Annotated in this window: 20 protein-coding genes; 8 read left to right on the top strand and 12 right to left on the bottom strand. The window is 55.9% G+C overall.

Going from position 1 to position 20,834, the window contains the following annotated elements:
* Position 1 precedes the first annotated feature (1 nt).
* Positions 2-1,180, top strand: a complete 1,179-nt coding sequence (locus tag OS189_RS05590) for an ABC transporter permease (protein WP_267166303.1) — start codon at positions 2-4, stop codon at positions 1,178-1,180.
* Here the strand turns inward: OS189_RS05590 and OS189_RS05595 are convergent.
* The 5 genes from OS189_RS05595 to dapE all read right to left on the bottom strand — a co-directional run bounded on the left by OS189_RS05595 (position 1,169) and on the right by dapE (position 6,979).
* Positions 1,169-2,377, bottom strand: a complete 1,209-nt coding sequence (locus OS189_RS05595) for a lytic murein transglycosylase (RefSeq protein ID WP_267166304.1) — start codon at positions 2,375-2,377, stop codon at positions 1,169-1,171. The genes OS189_RS05590 and OS189_RS05595 overlap by 12 nt on opposite strands.
* A 172-nt stretch (positions 2,378-2,549) precedes the next feature.
* Entirely contained in the window at positions 2,550-4,805 is a 2,256-nt protein-coding gene (rnr, locus tag OS189_RS05600) for a ribonuclease R (protein WP_267166305.1), read from the bottom strand.
* Positions 4,806-4,842: 37 nt separating this feature from the next.
* The gene (locus tag OS189_RS05605) at positions 4,843-5,415 is read right to left on the bottom strand and encodes a TIGR04282 family arsenosugar biosynthesis glycosyltransferase (RefSeq protein WP_267166306.1); all 573 of its coding nucleotides are present in this window, start codon (positions 5,413-5,415) and stop codon (positions 4,843-4,845) included.
* Complete coding sequence (locus OS189_RS05610; protein ID WP_267166307.1) at positions 5,412-5,828, bottom strand: GNAT family N-acetyltransferase; 417 nt, start codon at positions 5,826-5,828, stop codon at positions 5,412-5,414. Before OS189_RS05610 ends, OS189_RS05605 begins: the two co-directional genes overlap by 4 nt.
* The gene (dapE, locus tag OS189_RS05615) at positions 5,825-6,979 is read right to left on the bottom strand and encodes a succinyl-diaminopimelate desuccinylase (protein ID WP_267166308.1); all 1,155 of its coding nucleotides are present in this window, start codon (positions 6,977-6,979) and stop codon (positions 5,825-5,827) included. The genes OS189_RS05610 and dapE overlap by 4 nt, the downstream gene beginning before the upstream one ends.
* Positions 6,980-7,252: 273 nt before the next feature.
* Here dapE and OS189_RS05620 point away from each other — a divergent pair, with 273 nt between their 5' ends.
* Complete coding sequence (locus OS189_RS05620; protein WP_267166309.1) at positions 7,253-8,833, top strand: Hint domain-containing protein; 1,581 nt, start codon at positions 7,253-7,255, stop codon at positions 8,831-8,833.
* A gap of 1 nt (position 8,834) precedes the next feature.
* Complete coding sequence (locus tag OS189_RS05625; RefSeq protein ID WP_267166310.1) at positions 8,835-9,929, top strand: Hint domain-containing protein; 1,095 nt, start codon at positions 8,835-8,837, stop codon at positions 9,927-9,929.
* 3 nt (positions 9,930-9,932) lie between these two features.
* On the opposite strand, the gene OS189_RS05630 is transcribed toward OS189_RS05625, so the two are convergent.
* The 3 genes from OS189_RS05630 to dapD all read right to left on the bottom strand — a co-directional run bounded on the left by OS189_RS05630 (position 9,933) and on the right by dapD (position 11,529).
* On the bottom strand, positions 9,933-10,271 hold the full coding sequence (locus tag OS189_RS05630; protein ID WP_267166311.1) for a DUF8846 family protein: 339 nt from the start codon (positions 10,269-10,271) through the stop codon (positions 9,933-9,935).
* A gap of 77 nt (positions 10,272-10,348) precedes the next feature.
* Entirely contained in the window at positions 10,349-10,702 is a 354-nt protein-coding gene (locus tag OS189_RS05635) for a hypothetical protein (protein ID WP_267166312.1), read from the bottom strand.
* A complete protein-coding gene (gene dapD / locus OS189_RS05640; RefSeq protein ID WP_267166313.1) occupies positions 10,702-11,529 on the bottom strand; it encodes a 2,3,4,5-tetrahydropyridine-2,6-dicarboxylate N-succinyltransferase in 828 nt (275 codons plus the stop codon). The genes OS189_RS05635 and dapD overlap by 1 nt, the downstream gene beginning before the upstream one ends.
* A gap of 190 nt (positions 11,530-11,719) precedes the next feature.
* Between dapD and OS189_RS05645 the strand changes: the two genes are divergently transcribed.
* Positions 11,720-12,562: an LOG family protein gene (locus OS189_RS05645; protein WP_267166314.1), complete on the top strand. Its 843-nt coding sequence runs from the start codon at positions 11,720-11,722 to the stop codon at positions 12,560-12,562.
* Here the strand turns inward: OS189_RS05645 and OS189_RS05650 are convergent, their stop codons facing one another.
* The 3 genes from OS189_RS05650 to OS189_RS05660 all read right to left on the bottom strand — a co-directional run bounded on the left by OS189_RS05650 (position 12,563) and on the right by OS189_RS05660 (position 14,911).
* The gene (locus OS189_RS05650) at positions 12,563-12,778 is read right to left on the bottom strand and encodes a hypothetical protein (protein ID WP_267166315.1); all 216 of its coding nucleotides are present in this window, start codon (positions 12,776-12,778) and stop codon (positions 12,563-12,565) included.
* Positions 12,779-13,124: 346 nt separating this feature from the next.
* Complete coding sequence (rlmN, locus tag OS189_RS05655; RefSeq protein ID WP_267166316.1) at positions 13,125-14,309, bottom strand: dual-specificity RNA methyltransferase RlmN; 1,185 nt, start codon at positions 14,307-14,309, stop codon at positions 13,125-13,127.
* 107 nt (positions 14,310-14,416) lie between these two features.
* Entirely contained in the window at positions 14,417-14,911 is a 495-nt protein-coding gene (locus OS189_RS05660; RefSeq protein ID WP_267166317.1) for an invasion associated locus B family protein, read from the bottom strand.
* Positions 14,912-15,141: 230 nt separating this feature from the next.
* Here OS189_RS05660 and OS189_RS05665 point away from each other — a divergent pair, with 230 nt between their 5' ends.
* Positions 15,142-16,122 (top strand): asparaginase, encoded by a 981-nt coding sequence (locus tag OS189_RS05665; protein ID WP_267166318.1) that lies wholly within the window; start codon positions 15,142-15,144, stop codon positions 16,120-16,122.
* A 74-nt stretch (positions 16,123-16,196) separates the two neighbouring features.
* On the opposite strand, the gene serB is transcribed toward OS189_RS05665, so the two are convergent.
* A complete protein-coding gene (serB, locus tag OS189_RS05670; protein ID WP_267166319.1) occupies positions 16,197-17,072 on the bottom strand; it encodes a phosphoserine phosphatase SerB in 876 nt (291 codons plus the stop codon).
* Positions 17,073-17,228: 156 nt separating this feature from the next.
* Here serB and OS189_RS05675 point away from each other — a divergent pair, with 156 nt between their 5' ends.
* From OS189_RS05675 to OS189_RS05685, 3 genes are all read left to right on the top strand, one after another.
* On the top strand, positions 17,229-18,368 hold the full coding sequence (locus OS189_RS05675; RefSeq protein ID WP_267166320.1) for a phosphoserine transaminase: 1,140 nt from the start codon (positions 17,229-17,231) through the stop codon (positions 18,366-18,368).
* A gap of 59 nt (positions 18,369-18,427) precedes the next feature.
* Positions 18,428-20,023, top strand: coding sequence for a phosphoglycerate dehydrogenase (gene serA, locus OS189_RS05680; RefSeq protein ID WP_267166321.1), 1,596 nt, complete (start codon positions 18,428-18,430; stop codon positions 20,021-20,023).
* A 68-nt stretch (positions 20,024-20,091) separates the two neighbouring features.
* Positions 20,092-20,832 (top strand): metallophosphoesterase family protein, encoded by a 741-nt coding sequence (locus tag OS189_RS05685; RefSeq protein WP_267166322.1) that lies wholly within the window; start codon positions 20,092-20,094, stop codon positions 20,830-20,832.
* The last annotated feature ends 2 nt before the right edge of the window (positions 20,833-20,834 follow it).

Below are 20,834 nucleotides of genomic sequence, written 5' to 3' on the forward strand. Positions count from 1 at the left end.
CATGGTTGCACTCACACCCATCTCACGCACCGAACCGACGTTTTATGTTCCGGTTGTTGCGGCCTTCGGCGCGTTCTTCGGCGTCTTCATCGGCACAGGCCAAGGTAACCTGATTGCGGGCGTTCTAGGCGGCGCGATCCTTATGGGGGCGTTGGCATTTATTCTGACCAAGTTGATCAAAAACGAAAAAGCCGCCCGCTGGGGCCTTACACTCCTCATCGCGTTGGGCGGGTTCGCTCTTGCGGGTATTCCCGGATTGTTAATTGGCATCTTTTTTGGCTGGTTTTTCGGCTTTCTCACCTTTTGGCTATACGAGGGACGCTATCGTGCAAAAATTCCGCCCTATCTGACACCCGGACAGGTTCTGTGGCACTTTACCTTCCGCGTCATATGCGGTGCGATATTTGTGTTTCTAATCACTCCGATCCTTGTGGTCATGCCGCTCAGCTTCAACGCCGAGAACTTCTTTACCTTCACGCCTGAAATGCTGCGCTTTGATCCGGCGGGGTATTCGCTTAAGCATTATCGCGATTTCTTCACCAATGCTGACTGGCAGAACGCGATGTGGAATTCGCTCAAGATTGCTCCTGTGGCGACGCTGCTGTCTGTGTCATTCGGCACGCTTGCCGCCATTGGCCTCAGCCAGCCTCATGTGCCGTTCCGTCGCGCAATCATGGCCATCTTGATCTCTCCCATGATTGTGCCGCTGATTATCTCTGCTGCCGGTATGTACTTTTTCTACAGCCGCATCGGCCTTCAAGGCACTTATGTGGGCGTGGTTCTGGCGCACGCGGCGCTTGGTATTCCATTTGTGATCATCACTGTCACCGCCACGCTGGTGGGGTTTGACCGCTCTCTTACGCGTGCGGCGGCCAATATGGGCGCGAACCCCGTGACCACCTTTTTCCGCGTTCAGATGCCACTTATCCTTCCCGGTGTAATTTCAGGCGGCCTGTTCGCGTTCATTACCTCCTTTGACGAAGTTGTTGTGGTTTTGTTCGTCGGATCGTCTGGCCAGAAAACCCTGCCATGGCAGATGTTCATTGGTTTGCGCGAACAGATCAGCCCGACAATTCTGGCGGTTGCGACAATTCTTGTAGGAATTTCGATCTGTCTGCTGACTGTCGTAGAACTGTTGCGCCGCCGCTCCGAACGGTTGCGCGGGATGTCACCGAGCTGAGCGTAAAAGATCCAGTATGCGGGGGGAGGCATAGCCGTCAGGCACCAACCCCTGCGATACCTGCCAGCCCCGCACAGCATTCACCGTAAGCGGCCCGATCTTGGCATCGATTTTTTGTGTATCAAACCCCTGTGCAGTCAGCTCCTTCTGGAGCTCGATCCGCTCGTCAAAACTCAGCGCGCGGTCTTTTGTGGGCCAGCTTCCCTGCAACGGCGCGCCACCTGCGATCCGGTCTGCCAGATGGCCAACCGCGATCACATAGGCATCAGCCGTGTTATAGCTTTCCAGCACTTCAAAATTCTTGAAAACCATAAACGCCGCGCCCTCTGCACCCGCAGGCAGCAGGATTGACGAAGGCCCGTGATCCAGCACACGTTTACCATCGGTATCCATGACCCCCAAAGCTGCCCAATCGCTCGGGCTTTTTAAGACCTCACGGTTGGCCAGCAAGTAATCAAAGCCTTCGGGGATTTTCACCTCAACACCCCAGGGCTGGCCCGAAACCCATCCGTGTCCTTCGAGGTATGCAGCGGTTGATGCCAATGCATCACGGGGGTCATCACCCCAGATGTCGCGCTTGCCATCCCCAGTCCAATCAACAGCATACCCCCAGAACGAGCTTGGCATGAATTGCGTGTGGCCCATCGCACCGGCCCAACTACCTTTCAGGTTTTCCAGATTGGCCTGGCCCGCATCAACGATGCTAAGGGCAGAAATCAGTTCATTCTCGAAAAAGGCAGCACGCCGCGCATCATAAGCGAGTGACGCCATTGATGTGACAACCGGATCAGTCCCGCGAAATGTGCCATAAGCACTTTCCAACCCCCAAATTGCCGTCACTATTTCGGCAGGTACACCATACTTGGCTTCTATAGCTTCGAGCGCCGCTTTTTGCTTTGCCAGCGCTGCCTTACCATTGGAAATCCGCAGATCGGAAACGGCAGTCTCAAGATAGTCCCAAATGGTTTTGGTAAATTCAGATTGGTTTCGATCACGCTCTACCACCTTGGTAGCAAAGGTAACGCCAGACATCGCCGTGTCGTACGTCCTGGCTGTGACACCGGATGCCAGTGCTTTGGGCCGGAATGCCAAAATCCACTCCTGCAAACCTTCATTCGTGCGCACCACGTCCGGTGTGCTTGTCTGCGCTCCGGCTGACGATGCCATCAGCATCAAGAAAAATGTGATACCACGCATGATAAGACCCTTTGTGAAACGGTTTTAGGCAATCTAAACCTGATCCTTTCCTGCGAAAAGCAGTCAGGTTCCGGCTGGGCGGTCTTTGGCCCGTGCGATGCCTTTGGCCCGACGGCGTTCCAAACGATCCAGCGCTGCGCGTCTTTACCGCGCGCTGTGCCGATGAGATGGGTTAACGACGGCTGCGCGTCACTTTGCGCTTGGTCGCTGCCTTTTTGCCTTTGGCCTTCGCCCCTTTACGGCGAGGGCTTCGACCTGCCGGGCTTTTGCGGCCTTGCGGGATTTTCTCGTCGTCAATCTCCAGCAGTTCCAGCGCGATCCCCCCTGTGACCGGCGTTACCTCGGCCAGACGTACCGTCACACGCTGGCCCAACCCGATCGTCATACCCGTATCAGCGCCCATCAGCGTGCCAGCATCTGCATCATGGTGAAAATATTCGCGGCCGATGTTGCGCATTGGAATCAACCCGTCTGCGCCTGTCTCGTCCAGCTTCACAAACGCGCCGAAACGGGCAATGCCGCTGATCCGGCCTGTCATTTCATTGCCCACACGTTCCGACAGAAAAGACGCCAGATAGCGGTCGTTCGTGTCACGCTCTGCAATCATCGAGCGCCGTTCGGTATCGGAGATATGTGCGCCTGTGGCTTCCATATCGTCGATGTCATGCTTTGACAGTCCGTCTTTGCCCCAGCCATGCGCCGTGATCAACGCACGGTGAACAATCAGATCGGCGTAACGGCGGATGGGCGAGGTGAAATGCGCATAAGACCGCAGCGCAAGGCCGAAGTGGCCGATGTGATCCGGCCCGTAGTAGGCTTGTGTCATGGAACGCAACGTCGAGATGTTGATCAGTTCCGCATCATCGCTGCCCGCCGCCTGATCCAGAAGACGGTTGAGGTGCGCGGTTTGCAAAACCTGCCCTTTGGCCAGTGTATATCCCGCCGCCGCAGCGGTTTCGCGCAGGGCATCCAGCTTTTCCGGCGTCGGTTCTTCGTGGGTGCGGAACAGCAAAGGCGTTTTTTTGGCAATCAGCGTTTCGGCAGCGGCCACATTCGCCAGCACCATAAATTCTTCGATCAGACGGTGGGCATCCAGCCGCTCGCGAAAATTGACAGAACGGACAGTGCCATCATCATCCAGTTCTATCCGCCGCTCCGGCAGGTCAAGCTCAAGCGGCTGACGTACTTTGCGCGCTGTGACCAAGGCACCGTAAGCAGCATAAAGCGGCTTGATAACAGTCTCTAGCAAAGGCCCGGTGCGGTCGTTTTCCCTACCGTCCATCGCATCCTGCACCTCTTCATAATGCAAACTGGCAGGAGAGCGCATAAGGGCGCGGTGAAAATCATGGCGCAGTTTGTTGCCATGGGCATCCAGCACCATCCGCACCGCGATACAGGCGCGATCAACGCCTTCGTGAAGGGAGCACAGATCACCCGACAAACGGTCCGGCAACATCGGCACGACACGGTCGGGAAAGTAGGTCGAGTTTCCGCGCTTGCGCGCCTCCCGGTCCAGCGCCGAATTGGGCGTGACATAGGCGGCGACATCCGCAATCGCGACCCAGAGGATGTGCCCCCCCTCGTTCGCCGGATCATCATCGGCCTGCGCAAAACAGGCATCATCGTGGTCACGTGCATCAGACGGGTCGATTGTCACCAGCGGAAGCTCCCGCAGGTCTTCGCGACCTTTCAGGCCCTTGGGTTCTGCATTATCCGCCTCGGCGATCACATCATCGGGAAACTCATCCGGTATGTTATGCTCGTGAATCGCGATCAACGAAACTGCTTTGGGCGCAGAAGGATCGCCTAGACGGTTAACGACACGCGCACGCGGCAGGCCCATGCGACCCTTGGGGCCAGCAAGCTCTGCCTCGACCAATTCACCGTCTTGCGCGCCTCCGGTATAATCCGCAGGCACGGCCCATTCCTTGTCCGCACCTTTGTCGATGGGTTGGATGCGCCCCCCCTCAGTGTGGGTGCGAAAAATACCCATGATCTTTTTCGGGTTGGTCCCGATACGGCGGATCAGGCGGCCTTCATAGTGGTGTTTTTCGCCTTTCACCAAAGTCAGACGGGCGAGAATACGGTCGCCTTCGCCCAGCGCCGGATCGGCGGCACGCGGGATCATCAGGATTACAGGTTCTACACCTTCGCCGCCCCACTCCATCGGTTTGGCATAGAGATCGCCGTCACCATCCGCGCCAATGATCATCAGCACGCTTACAGGCGGCAAACGCTCGGGATCGGAGTAGGACTTCTTGCGCTTCTCCAGATGGCCTTCGGCCTCCAGCTCTTTCAAGAGCCGCTTAAGATCAATGCGGGCAGCCCCCTTGATGCCGAACGCCTTGGCGATGTCGCGCTTGGCGGTCAGGGTCGGGTTCTCTTCGATCCAGCTCAGGATCTCTTGCTTGGTAGGTATTTTTTTCATGTATCAGCAGGTAGCACGGTGACAGGGGCGCGTCACATCAATTTAAATCATCAGCCGTATCGACATCACGCAGGCAAGCGACATAAGCGATGCGATGATCCGGCAGTGTTGCGATAGTATCCGCCAACGCGTGTTGCGATGACCAGCGCACGCCGGAAAATATGACGGGCGGGATGGCGCGTACACGGCTCAACCCGATCAGCCAGTACCCCCCATCGGTTGCAGGCCCAAAAACCGCATCGCTCCTTCCCAGCGCTACGAATGCCTCCTGAATTCGTGCCGCGTTGATGTCCGGAATATCACCGCCAATAACACAGACGGGACCGACAGGGGCGCTGCGCAAGGCCCGCGCCATCCGGTCGCCCAGATTACCACTGCCTTGGGGGATACGCGGCAGATGGGTTGGCCAGACGCGCGACACCATGCCCGCACAATCAGGCGAAACAGCCAGCACAACATTCCAGCGCGGATCGCTAATGCGTCGCAGCAGCGCGCGCACCTGATGGCGAAACCACCACGCCGCAGCCACCATACCGATATCACGGCCCAGCCGCGTCTTGACCCGCCCGACGCGCGGCTCTTTCAGCATCACAACAACAGTTCGCCTCACAGGGTCCGCTGCATCATTTGATGGGGCTCGCCTTCGTCATCGTATGGATGGCCGTAGGGTTCAAAACCCAGCTTTGCGTAAAAGCCGATCGCGTGAACCTGCGCGCCCAGAATGGCGTGGTCTGCGCCTTGTCGCGTGGCCAGTTCGACCGCGGCGCGGATCAGATCTGCACCCAGACCCGTACCGCGCAGTTCTTTCAAAACACAGACGCGACCAATCTTGGCGGTTCCTTCCGCAATATATACCCGCGCTGTAGCGACAGGCGTGCCGTTTTGCTGCGCCAGCAAATGATGGCTTAACGGGTCTAATGCATCAACCTCACCCTCCGCGGTATAGCCTTGCTCCTGCACAAACACGGTATGGCGCAGGGCATAGCACGCTTGCCTGTCGTCTGTTTCGGTGATGTCGATCATGCAAAATAATCCTGAAGGATGCGCGAATAGATCGCCTTCAATTCATGGATATGCTCGACCCGCACATGTTCATCCACTTGGTGCATGGATTGCCCAACCAACCCGAATTCTACGACAGGGCAATGGGCCTTCACAAACCGCGCATCGGACGTACCGCCTGTGGTTGACAGTTCTGGCGCCACACCGGTGATCGACTCCACCGCGTTTGCCACCATGGCCGATAATTCACCCGGCGGTGTGATAAAGCTTTCGCCCGAGATCTTTACTTCGGTTTCAACTTGCACGCCAAACGCGTCACGAATTGCGGCCACTTCCTCTTTGATCCACGCGCTCAGGCTTTCGCCGGAATGGCTGTCGTTGAAACGTATATTTACGGTCGCGGCACACTCTGCCGGAATGACATTGGTGGCGGGGTTACCCGTATCCACGGTTACAATCGCGAGCGTTGATGCGTCAAAGTGTTCGGTGCCTGTGTCCAGTTCGTGACTGGCAAGCCTGTCCATCAGGCGCACCATCGCGGGCAGCGGATTATTGGCGCGGTGCGGATAGGCAGAATGACCCTGCTTGCCGATCACGCGGAACTTGACCGTCATGGAGCCGCGACGCCCGATCTTGATCATCTCGCCCATGGTGTTCGGACAGGTCGGCTCTCCCACTAAACAGACATCCATCCGCTCGCCGTTCTGCTCCATGTACTCAAGCAGCGCCAGTGTACCATCAACAGATTCACCCTCTTCGTCACCCGTGACCGTGATTAAAATGGAACCATCAGGTGGCGTGTTTTTAACAAAATCAACGGCAGCCGCAGCAAACGCAGCTACGCCCGATTTCATATCGGTGGTGCCGCGCCCGTACATGACGCCGTCTTTGATTTCGGCGCCAAAGGGCGGCATGGTCCACGCCGCTTCATCCCCTATGGGCACTACATCTGTATGACCGTTAAAGCCGAAGCTGCGTGTGTTGCCTTTCGCGCCCCAACGCGCAAACAGGTTGCGGATACCGCCACGATCCGCCCACGCACAAGTAAATCCCGCCGATGCCAAAAGATCATGCACAATGTCCAACGCACCCCCATCCGCCGGCGTGACAGAGGGGCAGCGCACCAGCGCCGCAGTGAGTTCTACGGAGTCGACAGGGGTGGATTTGGACATGTGGCGCGCTCCTTATTCAACACGAATCCCTTATCCCTTCTGTGGTACAAAAGTGCCAGCCCCATCCCCCCACATGAAATCCCGCTTCATTTATGTCAAAATTGTGTTAGCTTTACCTCATAATAAATAACCCGAGGCAGGGTATGAGCAGATTCGTCACCTGAAAACAGGGGCGGATGCGTCCGGAAAATACGGACATGATCAGGAACAGGGGCATACCCCTGTCTATCTGCGATGTGTGCTGTCTCCTTTTGAATGGTTTGAGGCAGTAACATGGTAGCAGCATCCGAACTCGCTATTGAAACGGTACGCGAAGGCACAACCGCCACGCAAATGGCGCAAGAGATCTTCGGCAACGGTGTGATCGTCAACGGTGCCACATATTATGGAGATCAGGACAGTGCGGGTACGTACTCGGGCGGGAGCACCACGTCGCCGGGCGTAACCCCGGGCGATACAGGTATTATTCTCTCAACCGGTGAGGTTGAGGATTTTACAAACTCTTCCGGACAGTCAAACCAGAATACCAATACTTCAACAAATACCTCGGGCACGAATAACTATTATCAATACAACAATGCGGCTGGCGCACGTACCTATGATGCCGCAACGCTGGATATTGATTTCACCCCTGACAGTGACACGCTGACGATGCAGTTCGTATTCAGCTCCGAGGAATATCCCGAATTCGCAAATTCGATCTATCAGGATTTCTTTGGCGTCTGGATCAATGGCCAACAGGTTGAGCATGACGTGGGAGATGGCGAAACAGACCCTTACAACATCTCGACCACTAACAACATCAACATGTACGTCGACAATACGGGCGACGCGTACAACACTGAGATGGACGGCTTCACCATCACCCTGACGCTGACAATGAATGTCATTCCCAACCAGACAAACACCATGCGTATCGCATTGGCGGATGTGGGGGATACGCAATATGACTCCAACATACTGATCGCGGGGAACTCGGTTCAGACCAAGCTGGTGGCCGTATCGGATGATGTGAATGTCTACCCGGACGGAACAACCACACTGGACGTACTGTCAAACGATCTGAACGGCGGTCCCGGCACAATGACCATCACCCATATCAACGGCCAACCCGTAACAGTGGGTACTGCAATTACGCTGCCGACGGGGCAGCAGGTGACCCTGAACGCCGATGGCACCTTTAATGTGGTCGGCGACGGTGACGAAGAAGACTTTAACTTCACCTATACAATCGACAACGGCACGGACACCGATGTTGGTTTTGTCAACGCGACCTCTGTGCCGTGTTTTGTTGCAGGGACACTGATTGCAACGCCGCACGGCGACCGGAGAGCTGAAACGCTGCTGCCGGGCGAACTGGTGATGACCAAAGATGAAGGGGCACAGCCGCTGCGCTGGGTCGGGACGCGGAACGTACCGGCCATAGGCGACTTTGCACCAATTCATATTCGCGCCAATACCATTGGCCAGCACCGTGATTTGCTAGTGTCGCCGCTACATCGCGTATTGATCAAGGACAATCTTGCAGAGCTGTTATTCGGCGAGGCCGAAGTGCTGGTCGCTGCACGCGATCTCGTAAACGATCACTCGATCACCCGTCGCGAAGGCGGCGAGGTGACGTATGTGCATCTGCTGTTTGACCGCCATCAGGTTGTATTTTCCGAAGGTCTGGAGACCGAAAGCTTTTTACCCGGTCCGCAGACCGCATGCAGTTTCGAGGCCGATGCCGTGAAGGAGATTTACAGTATTTTCCCCGAATTAGACCCTGATACCGGCACCGGTTATCCCACAGCTGCACGCCTTACCCTGAAACGTTATGAGGCGGAGCTTTTGCGCGCCGCGAAGGTAGCATAAAATGACTTGGCTTGCACTGACCGACCATTCCGACCGCCGCCTGTCCCTGCGCGGGCTGGGCCATGAAAAACGCACTGCACCAATAGTAGCGGATGTGCCCGGTCAGGTTCTCACGCGCGGCAGTATCGTATTTGAAACCCAAGTCGCCGAAGACAGCAAACCACAGGTCTTGTTCGGTTACACCACTCCGCACCCAAGCCATCGAAGCCTTGTGTTTCAGGCCATTCCCGGAGGTGGTGTCGCGATGGTGCATGTTCAGGGGGAGCATATCGCCCACGCCGCTATTGCGCACAAGAACGCTGGCCGCGCCGAAGTGCTGCGCCTTACCTATGCATGGGACACGAAATATAACTGGGGCCGTCTGACGCTGGAACAGGTCGGCGAGAGTGTGGTGACAAGTGTTGCGGTTGAAAACCCGCTGACACTGACGCTGGATGATCTGCGCGATCTAATGCTGGGCCGCGGGCAACAGGATTATGCTCAGGACATGGTATTTGCCGCGCTGTCTGACCAGATCGAACCGATTGGCGCAAGGCCGACCCTGTCGCCCGACACGCCGATTGCCACGCCGTGGGGTTACCGCAATGCCGGCACACTAAAACGCGGCGATACCGTTTACACAGCCGACGGCGATGTGGTGCCGGTATTGCAGACGGTGACCCGAAGCGTGCCTGCACGCGGCAGCTATGCGCCGATCCGTATGCGCGCGCCCTATTTCGGGCTTCAGGATGACATTATCATCGCGCCGGAACAGCATGTGGTGATTGACGGACCGGAAGTGGAATATCTGTTCTCGTGTGAAAAGGTGCTGACGCCTGCGCGCCATCTGGTTAACGGCTTTGCTGCGCGAGCAGAGCCTAGCGGCCATCTAACCCGCTATACCCAATTGATCCTGCCGAACCATGATACGATCCTTGCTGGCGGCGCACCGTTGGAAAGTATGTATATCGGTCGGATACGCCGTGACACGCACCAGCTTGCCTCAAGCGTGCTGTTCGGCGTGGATCGCAATGATCTTCCGGAACACAGAGCGCCCTCACACAAAATTCTCAAATGGTATGAGGCTATTCACCTCGCCAAACGCCGTGCAGCTTGACGGCTAGTCAAAAAACGGCGTCATCTGCGCCACAATAACGGAGTTTTCGTCGAGCGCGCGCTGCATCAGGGCGCGCTCTTCCTCGTCAATTTCGTGACCCTCGGCTTCGCGTTCGGCGAGCGTGCCGTATCCTGTAACGTCCAGCGGGGCGGTATCCGCCTGCTTCAGGATCGCAACGGTTTCGCGCACGGCCTCCGCCTCGTCGATGCCGGAAGCAAAACACATCAGCGCAGCACCTGTTGCTTTTTCGGGCAGCCCATCACCCGCCTTGCGGCCAATCTCGACCAACAGGGTATAGACCTGCTGACGGGAGGTTTTTTTCGGTTTATTTTCCTCAGACATAGCAACGACCTTACTGGTAGGGGTGCGCAAGCCCTGATGGTCCTGCGCGAATTGAAACGGTACAGAAGCAGATTGCCCTACTCACACTTGCGCAACATGCTGATGCGCGCGCCCTTTTGAACAACTGCGATGCCGTTATCGGTTTTCATGATCATTATCCGGCGGTGCCACGGCTCTCCGTCAGCGCGACAGATCGCATCATATAACGTAGCGTCCATGCCGCTTACCGCGACACCATCCCGCAAGGTACATCTGCTGCCTACAGCAAAGAAAATACTTGAGGTCAACAGGATTGCGCCACCGTCTTTCCCGATGCTTTTACAATCCCAACTGTCGCCGGACGGATGATCAGGACGATAGCGCCCGTCATAAGGCCCTGACCACGCAGCAGTTGCCAGAACAGCCAGCAGCATGGTCAGAAGAACCCGCATCAGTCGCGCAACAATTCGTTGATTGATGTTTTCGAGCGTGTCCGCTCGTCCACCCGCTTTACGATCACTGCGCAATAGAGGTTAACGCCGTTCTTGGATGGCATGGAGCCTGCAACAACAACGGACCCGGACGGTACTTCGCCATACATGACTTCACCGGTTTCACGGTCCACGATCTTGGTGGATTGGCCGATGAATACGCCCATGCCCAGAACAGACCCTTCACGGACGATACAACCTTCGACAACTTCGGAGCGTGCACCGATAAAGCAGTTGTCCTCAATGATTGTCGGACCTGCCTGCATCGGCTCCAGAACGCCACCAATTCCGACGCCACCGGAAAGGTGCACGTTTTTGCCGATCTGCGCGCAAGAGCCAACAGTCGCCCATGTATCGACCATTGTGCCGCTGTCGACATAAGCACCAATGTTCACAAACGAAGGCATCAGCACAACGTTCGGCGCAATATAGGCAGACTTGCGCACAACGCAGTTCGGCACGGCGCGAAAGCCTGCTTCTTTCCACTGCGCATCGCCCCAGCCTTTGAACTTGCTGTCGACCTTGTCCCACCATCCGGCACCCTGCGGGCCGCCTTCTTGATGTTCCATATCCTTGATCCGAAAGCCTAGCAGAACGGCCTTTTTAGCCCATTGGTTTACATGCCAATCACCGCTGTCCTGCTTCTCTGCAACACGCAGTTTGCCGCTGTCGAGAGCATTCAATGTTGCCTCAATTGCATCACGTGTCTCGCCGGTTGTGGCCGAGGTAATGCTATCGCGGTCTTCCCACGCTGCCTCGATGGCTGTTTCAAGCTGTGCATTGGACATGTCGGAACTCCGTCTTCAAAAAAGGTTTAGAACGCGCTATACGCGCAGAGGGCTTTCCGCGCAATCCTCCGCCCTATTTAGATCGGCTCACAATCTTGACGGGCCTCCTGCCCCACAGCGTACATAATGCCATAGTCAACCGCCGCAATCACGTGCATGGTGCGCCAAAGCCAAGAAGATCGAGGATATAATGAGTAAAAAGAACCGGCACCCGCTGCGGCATGCCTCTACAGATCGCAGCGTTGCTGCTGATGTGCCCGTCACACCCCAAACACAGGCCCCGTCCTACAAGCTGGCATTCAGTGATTTCGACTTTTTATGCCGCGAAGAGCTGCGTCCTGTCCGTCTGCAACTGGAACTTCTCAAGCCACAGATGATTCTGGATGAATACGGGATTCAGTCAACAATCGTTTTGTTTGGTGGTGCCCGCATCCCTGCCCCCGCAGAAAAAGAGACTGCACGCACAAAAACGCTGGCAGACCTTTCACGGTTCTATGACGAAGCGCGTGAATTTGCGCGTCTAATGACCCTGAAATCAAAGGAATCCGGCGGCTGCGAAAATGTTATCGTCACCGGCGGTGGGCCGGGCGTGATGGAGGCAGGCAACCGCGGCGCAGTGGATGCCGGTGGCAAATCCATCGGCCTTGGAATTGTTCTTCCACACGAGCAGGCACCAAACGAATATGTTACGCCCGACCTGTGTTTCAATTTTCACTATTTCGCGATTAGAAAAATGCATTTTCTGATGCGCGCAAAAGCGATCTGTGTGTTTCCCGGCGGCTTTGGGACACTGGACGAAACATTTGAAGCGCTCACGCTGATCCAGACAGGCCGGATGGAACGTGTGCCGTTCTTGCTGTTTGGCCGCGAATTCTGGAAAGGCATCATTAACTGGGATGCGCTGGCCGATGCGGGCACGATATCCGCCGAAGATCTTGACCTGTTTCGGTTTGTCGAAACGGCCCAAGATGCGATGGATCTGATCGAAAACTGGGGCGAGCCATCAACACGCGACAGCATTCCCGACAGATGATCAGTTAAACAGCTCTTCGGGCAACTCACACAATTCTACCTGGTGGGGCAAGGTTTCCAGAACATGTCTGCCGTCATCGGTATCGCGGATGGAATAGCCATAGCCTGCAAGGCGGTGCTTCCATTCCCGTGCCGACAGCGCAACCGCACGCTCGCGTGTAACGATCTGCATCACCTTATCGGTGGTAAAGGCGTCTGTTTTAATAATGATAGACATCACATTTCTCCTGATTAAGCCATCTTGAGAAACAGTCTCCTGCGTTGGGGTGTCGAGATTCAGATCGTAATATGGCGGAAAGGCGGTTTTTCAGCACGTAAAAGTTGAAAATGACCGCCTGAAGCGCAAGAAATGCGTTTGCTGCCGAATTCACAAATTTACTATAGCACGTATGGGTTGAATGCGATCAATTGTATTTTTCTACGCTAGCGGGAAAATCATAATAGCACTCTGCCTGCCCACAAATGACATAACCGAAGAGGCTTTCTGCACAGCCGGGATATATCAAAAAAAGTTTGGCGGTGTTGCTCATACAGAAACAATCCAAGGAAAGCTGTGCGGCTTCCTATTGGTTATCGCGCACAACACCGGCCTCGGCTTCAATCTGGCGTCGTGACTTGCGGACGCGCTCGGTCTCGGATTTGAGCTGACCACAGGCGGCCATGATATCTTCGCCACGCGGTTTACGCACAGGCGATGCATAACCCGCTGCATGGACGATATCAGAGAATGCCCGAATGCGATTGTTGGAGGATCGCGTATAGGGTGCGCCGGGCCACTCGTTAAACGGGATCAGATTGATTTTGGCGGGAATCCCCTCGATCAGTTTCATCAGACGGTGCGCATCTTCGTCACTGTCATTGATGCCATTCAGCATTACGTATTCGAACGTGATCCGCTCGGAATTGGCTGCTTTCGGATACGCGCGTAACGCATCCAGCAACGCTTCGATGTTCCATTTTTTGTTGATCGGGACAAGTTTGTCGCGCACCTCGTCCGTGGTGGCATGAAACGACACCGCCAGCATGCAGCCGATTTCCTGCGCGGTACGTGCGATCTCCGGCACTACGCCGGATGTGCTCAAGGTGATGCGGCGACGCGAAAGCTGGATACCTTCGGGATCCATCGCAATCTTCATCGCATCACGGACGTTTTCGAAGTTGTATAGCGGCTCGCCCATGCCCATCAGGACAATGTTTGACAAAAGCCGCGCTTCAGGCGTGCGAGTACCACCTTTGGGCCATTCATCCAGATCATCACGTGCAACCATGACCTGCCCAATGATTTCACCCGCCGTCAGGTTCCGCACCAGCTTTTGGGTGCCCGTGTGACAGAACGAACACGTCAATGTGCATCCAACCTGCGAACTGACGCACAGCGTGCCCCGATCGGTTTCGGGGATATACACTACCTCCACCTCGTGACCGCCCGCAATACGCACCAGATATTTGCGCGTACCATCTGTACTGACCTGTTTGGTCACGACCTCCGGCACCTCTACTACAAAGTGCTGCGCCAGCTCGGCACGGAAGCTTTTGCTAAGGTTGGTCATCGCGTCGAAATCGCGAACGCCCCAATTGTAAATCCACTGCCAAATCTGGCCAACACGCATCTTCGCCTGTTTTTCAGGCGTGCCAATAGCAATCAATGCATCGCGCATTGCGTCACGGGTAAGCCCGACAAGGTTCTGGGGCCCTTCCGGCAGCTTGCGCGGAATGGTGTGAACATCTTGGGTGATTGGTGCAGACATGGGTGCGATTCCTATCAGGGGTTCCGCGTTATATAGGTGTTCTGTGCGAAAAATGAAAACAGCCCCGCCCGATACCGGATGGAGCTGCCATAAACTCTAGGTTAAATTCAGCCGCCGCAGCGTTTCGCCGCATCTTCTACAGCCGCAGTGAACCCCAACAATGAAAACGTATCTTCTGTTTTCGTTCCGCGGCCCGAACGGCCTGTCAGCTTGGCATCGGCGCCACGCTTCATCGCAGTGATAATCTTTGAATCGTCCGCAGTAGTCGCAGGCCACGCCCACTCCCCCTCGGTAAACAACTCAAATGAACTTCCCGAAATATCCATTGTAACGGTAGAACCACTCGCAAACGGATAACCTCCGGTAAAGGCAACCTGCCCCTTGGCACCTGCACTGGGTCGATAAAATACCATCAGCAAAGTCTGACCACGGTTTACAGCAACCACACGCCCATCGCGGGAGTTTACGGTCTCTTTTGGCGTAGAAACGCCCCAACACTCGGTCGGGTTATCCTCTACGAACACACTCCAGTCGGTCTTTGCCGCAACGCGATTGGTGCTCTGGCTCTGCGCCCAAGCGCCGCCCGCTATGAGGCCCGTCATCAGTGCAGCACATACACCCGTTCTCAAAAATGCCATCAGTCCAAATCTCCAGCCGTCTTGTTGCCTCAACACTTAATGCAAACCAACGCTGCGGCCCCTTTAAATTGGGTCATTCTATTGCAATGGTTTGCGATCTTCTCGACAACAAACACCATAACGCGAAAGACGCGAGTACTGAAACCCCGCATTGGCAGGTTTTCGCCCATAATATACGCCAAAAGGAACCAACTATGATCTCTCCCGCACCGTTTGCCGAAATCTGGCGTGGCCCTTTTCTGGAAAGTGTCCATTCCGGCCATGCCGTCATCTGCGACTCATCAGGCCAGATCATGGATGCTTGGGGCGATCCCGATGCAATTGTTCTACCCAGAAGTTCTTCAAAAATGATGCAGGCTCTGCCCCTGATAAGGTCCGGCGCAGCGGACGCATTCAACCTTACCACTCAACAACTCGCGCTTGCATGCGCCTCCCATCAAGGCGCAACAATCCACGTCGATGCTGTGGGTGACTGGATGAAGGATCTCGGCCTGAAAGATGAAGCATTCCGTTGCGGGCCACAGGAATCACGTGATCGCGCCACGATGGTGGCGCAAATCCGCGCCCACGAAAGCCCCTGCCGGATACACAACAACTGCTCGGGCAAACACGCAGGCTTTCTTACACTCGCCCGCCATCTCGGCGCAGGACCTGATTACACCGATCCCGACCACCCGGTACAACGCGCCTGCCTCGAAGCATTCGAAGACGTAACGCAGCAGAAAAGTCCGGGATACGGAATAGACGGCTGCTCGGCCCCGAATTACGCCGCAACCCTGCACGGAGTCGCCCGCGCCATGGCACATTTTGCAGCAGCCGGATCAGACAGTGCCGAAACACGTCTGCATCAGGCGATGCGCCTGCACCCCGAACTGGTCGCAGGCGAAGGTCGCGCCTGCACCGAACTTATGCGCGCCTGTGATGGCAAAGTCGCTCTTAAAACCGGCGCGGAGGGATTTTTCGTTGCTATCCTTCCAGAACGCGGCATCGGCATCGCCCTGAAAGCCGCTTGCGGCACAACCCGCGCCGCCGAAGCGGCCATTGCCGCATTGCTTGTCCGTCTAGGCGCCCTTGACGCAAACCACCCCGCAGCCCTCAAACGGATCAACGCACCCATCACCAACTGGGACGGATTGCGCACAGGCATACTCAAACCCGCCGCTGGACTACTCTAATTTTTCTTTTGGCTAAAAATATCCCGGGGGAATTGGCCCTCGGGCCAAGGGGGCAGCGCCCCTCCCCCTCCCCGTCAAAGTACAAACTCTGATCTGGCAAATCCCTGCACGTACAACAACGCTGTCAGGTCGCCGAAATTTATCCGTACATCACATTGCGCAGCAACAGACGGTTTTGCATGTAGTGCCACGCCCATGCCTGCTCTCTCAAGCATGCCCAGATCGTTGGCACCGTCACCCACTGCAATTACATCGGCATCCGAAATTCCCAGCCGCGCGGTGATATCTTCCAGCGCGTCTACTTTCGCCTGCTTGCCAAGGATCGGCAGCCCGACCTCTCCTGTCAAAATACTATCGCTTACCAGTAATATATTTGCGCGGTTTTCATCAAAGCCCAGCCGTTCCGCCACCTGGGATGTAAAGGCTGTAAACCCACCCGAAACCAAGGCCGTGTAAGCACCCTGCGCTTTCATCGTGGCCAGCAATGTCGCCCCGCCTGACATCAATGTGATCCGCTCCGCCAGCACTTTTGCAATCACCTCTTCGGGCAATCCCTTCAGCAAACCAACCCGCTCACGCAGCGCACCATCAAAATCCAGCTCGCCATTCATGGCACGCGCTGTAATGTCCTTTACGCGCGCGCCGACTCCCGCCTCATCAGCAAGCTCGTCAATGCATTCCTGTTCGATCATCGTGCTATCCATATCGGCCAGTAGCATCTTTTTGCGACGGCCTGTCGACGGCACAACAATCAAATCAACGCCCATCGCCTGACAGCTTTCCCAAACCTCCCACAGGTTTTCCGGCAGAACGGCCAGTGAAAACTCCGCCGCCTCGTCAGGGCTCAACCAGACAGCATCACCGCCACCCCATGCATTGCGCAGCGATTCGACCAGCGCCGGATCAAGGTTGCGCTTGCTCGGCGCGGTAAGAAGGACGGCAGTAAACATATCAAAGTTTCCGATCAGCGTCAGGAAGGTCGCAAAAAGCCTACAAGACGGCGGTTTAGCCTTGAATGCCGCCTTGTGCCAGAGGGCAACCGCCCGTAAATCAGTCAGTGGGACACCCTTCCCCAACGAAGGGCGAATATCTGAGAGGATAGCATAATGGCTATTGACCAACCTACGGCGCGGCCCGTGAATCCGCGTTTTTCTTCCGGCCCCTGCGCCAAACCCCCCACATTTGATCTGGCAAAACTGTCCGGCGCGCCCTTGGGCCGCAGCCACCGCGCTGCCCCCGGCAAGGCAAAACTGCTGGAAGCGATCGACACAACGCGCGAAGTTCTGGGCGTGCCTGATGATTACAAAATCGGCATCGTGCCAGCGTCTGACACTGGCGCGTATGAAATGGCCATGTGGAACCTGCTGGGCGAACGGCATGTGGAAATGCTGGCATGGGAAAGCTTCGGGGCCGGTTGGGTGACCGACGCGCTGAAACAACTCAAGATCGATGCGACAGAAAGAACCGCCCCCTACGGCGAGATCGTCGATCTGGACGGTGTGAATTTCGATAACGATGTTTGCTTTACCTATAACGGCACCACGTCGGGCGTGCGCGTGCCTGCGGATTTTGACATTCCCGCTGACCGCAAAGGCCTGACACTGTGCGATGCGACATCTGCCGCTTTCGCGATGGACCTGCCATGGGATCGTCTGGACGCCACAACCTTCAGTTGGCAAAAAGTGCTGGGCGGCGAAGCGGCCCACGGGATGCTCATCCTGTCCCCACGCGCGGTTGAGCGTCTGGAAAACTACACGCCTGCATGGCCCCTGCCAAAAATCTTCCGCCTGACCAAAGGCGGCAAGTTGATCGAGGGTATCTTCAAGGGTGAGACAATCAACACCCCTTCCATGCTCTGCGTCGAGGATTACCTGCTTGCGCTGGATTGGGCGAAATCCGTAGGCGGCCTGAAAGGTCTGATCGCCCGTGCTGACGCCAATACTGCGGCGATAAACGCCTTTGTAGAGACACATGACTGGCTTGAATTCCTTGCCGTTGATCCGGCCACCCGCTCCAACACTTCTGTATGTCTGAAGTTCAACGATCCGCGGATCAGTGATGGCGCAGCGTTTGCCAAAGCCGTTGCAAAGCGGTTGGCGGATGAAAACGTCGCGCTGGATGTCGGCGCTTACCGTGACGCACCTGCGGGCCTGCGCATCTGGTGTGGTGCCACAGTCGAAACAAGCGATATCGAAGCGATGCTGCCTTGGCTCGACTACGCATTCAACGCTGAACTCAACGCATAAACTGCGTGGGGACTATCCCTCCGCGCACCCTCCCCTGTTTTTTTCAAAGGACCGCACCCATGGCGCCTAAAGTACTCATTTCCGACAAACTCAGCGATGCAGCTGTTCAAATCTTCAAAGACCGCGGCATCGACGTGGATTTCCAGCCCGATCTGGGCAAGGACAAAGACAAGCTGGCGGAAGTCATCGGCAACTACGATGGCCTTGCCATTCGCTCTGCTACAAAAGTGACCGAGAAGATCCTCGCCGCGGCGCCGAACCTCAAAGTCATTGGTCGCGCCGGTATCGGGACTGATAACATCGACAAAGACGCAGCCTCCAAAAAGGGTGTGATCGTGATGAACACGCCTTTCGGCAATATGATCACAACTGCAGAACACGCGATCGCGATGATGTTTGCCGTCGCGCGCCAGATTCCGGAGGCGTCCGCCTCGACCCATGCCGGGAAATGGGAAAAATCCAAATTCATGGGTGTCGAGCTTACCGGCAAGACGTTGGGCGTTATCGGTGCAGGAAACATCGGCGGTATCGTGTGTGACCGTGCGCGCGGTTTGAAGATGAAAGTTATCGCGTTCGATCCCTTCCTTGGCGAAGAAAAGGCCGCCAAAATGGGGGTGGAGCGGGTTGAACTGGACGAATTGCTCAAGCGCTCTGACTTTATTACGCTGCACGTGCCATTCACCGAGCAGACCAACAACATTCTGAGCCGTGAAAACCTTGAGAAAACAAAAAAGGGCGTGCGTATCATCAACTGTGCGCGTGGCGGACTGGTGGACGAAGAAGCGCTGGCCGACCTTCTGAAATCCGGCCATGTGGCGGGTGCTGCATTTGACGTATTCAAAGAAGAGCCGGCCAAGGAAAACCCGTTGTTCAACCTGCCCAACGTGGTCTGCACACCGCACCTTGGTGCGGCGACTAGCGAAGCGCAGGAAAACGTGGCACTGCAAGTGGCAGAACAGATGTCTGATTACCTGCTGACGGGGGCCGTCAGCAACGCACTCAACATGCCGTCCGTTACCGCCGAAGAGGCGCAGGTTATGGGGCCGTGGCTGAAGCTATCAGGTCATCTCGGATCGTTCATCGGTCAGCTCACCGACGAGCCGATCAAGGCAATCAACATCCTTTATGACGGTGTTGTGTCGGATATGAACATTGATGCGCTGAACTGCGGCGTCATCGCAGGGATTATGAAACGCGCCAATCCTGATGTGAACATGGTATCGGCACCTGTTGTCGCCAAGGAAAAAGGCATCCAGATTTCCACAACCAATCAGGATAAATCCGGCGTTTTCGACGGCTATATCAAGGTGACTGTTGTTACGGAAAAACGCGAGCGTTCCATTGCCGGCACAGTTTTCTCGGACGGCAAGCCGCGGTTTATCCAGATCAAGGGGATCACCATCGACGCCGAAGTGGGCGCGCACATGGTCTATACCACCAACGAAGACGTGCCCGGCATTATCGGTACGCTGGGCAATACAATGGGCGAAAACGGCGTGAATATCGCCAACTTTACGCTGGGCCGTTCGGCTGCGAAGGGTGAAGCGATTGCGCTGCTGTACGTCGACGAGCCTGTACCGGCGACAGTGGTGAAGAAGCTACACGACACCGGAATGTTCAACCAGATCAAGGTGCTGGAATTCGACGTCGCTTAAAGCTACCCATACTTTATCTGACAGGCGCGGCTCTGACGGGGCCGCGCCTGTTTTTCGTTGGAGGTTCCATGACAAAACCAATTTACGCCATCGGTGATATACACGGCCATCTGGCCGAGTTGATCCGCGTTCTGGCCTTGATCGAGGCCGATGGTGGCAAAGATGCCGAAGTTGTATTTCTTGGCGATTATACCGACCGTGGCCCCGACTCTGCCGGTGTTCTTGATCTGCTGATTGAAGGGGTCGCGGCGGGTAAGTCATGGCGCTGCCTGAAGGGAAATCACGACCGCATGTTCAGCTGGTTCATGCGCGATTATCCTCTGCATGATGCGTTTTTGCCTGTGTATCTTTATTGGCTCCACACCCGTTTAGGCGGTGATGCGACACTGGCCTCGTATGGCATCAAAGTGACCGAGACAGAGCGACAGACGGTTGTACACAAGCTCGCAAAATCGGCTGTCCCGCAGGCGCATATAGATTTTCTGAACACCCTCGCGCACAGCTATGAAACGGTCGATTTGTTTTTTGCCCATGCAGGTATTCGTCCTGGAGTGCCGCTGTCCGGGCAGGATGAAGAAGATCTGCTGTGGATTCGCAAGGAGTTCCACCTCGACAAGCGCGATCACGGCAAGCTGGTGGTTCATGGCCACACCCCCGTCAAAGCAGTGACCCATTATGGTAACCGCGTGAATCTGGATGCCGGTGCCGGATATGGAAGACCGCTGGCCGCAGTTGTATTTGAAGGGCGGGAATGCTGGTCACTTTCGGATCAAGGGCGTATCGCTTTGCACCCCGAGAGTTTTATCTGAAA

The organism is Sulfitobacter sp. F26169L (assembly GCF_026410285.1).
GTDB lineage: Bacteria > Pseudomonadota > Alphaproteobacteria > Rhodobacterales > Rhodobacteraceae > Sulfitobacter.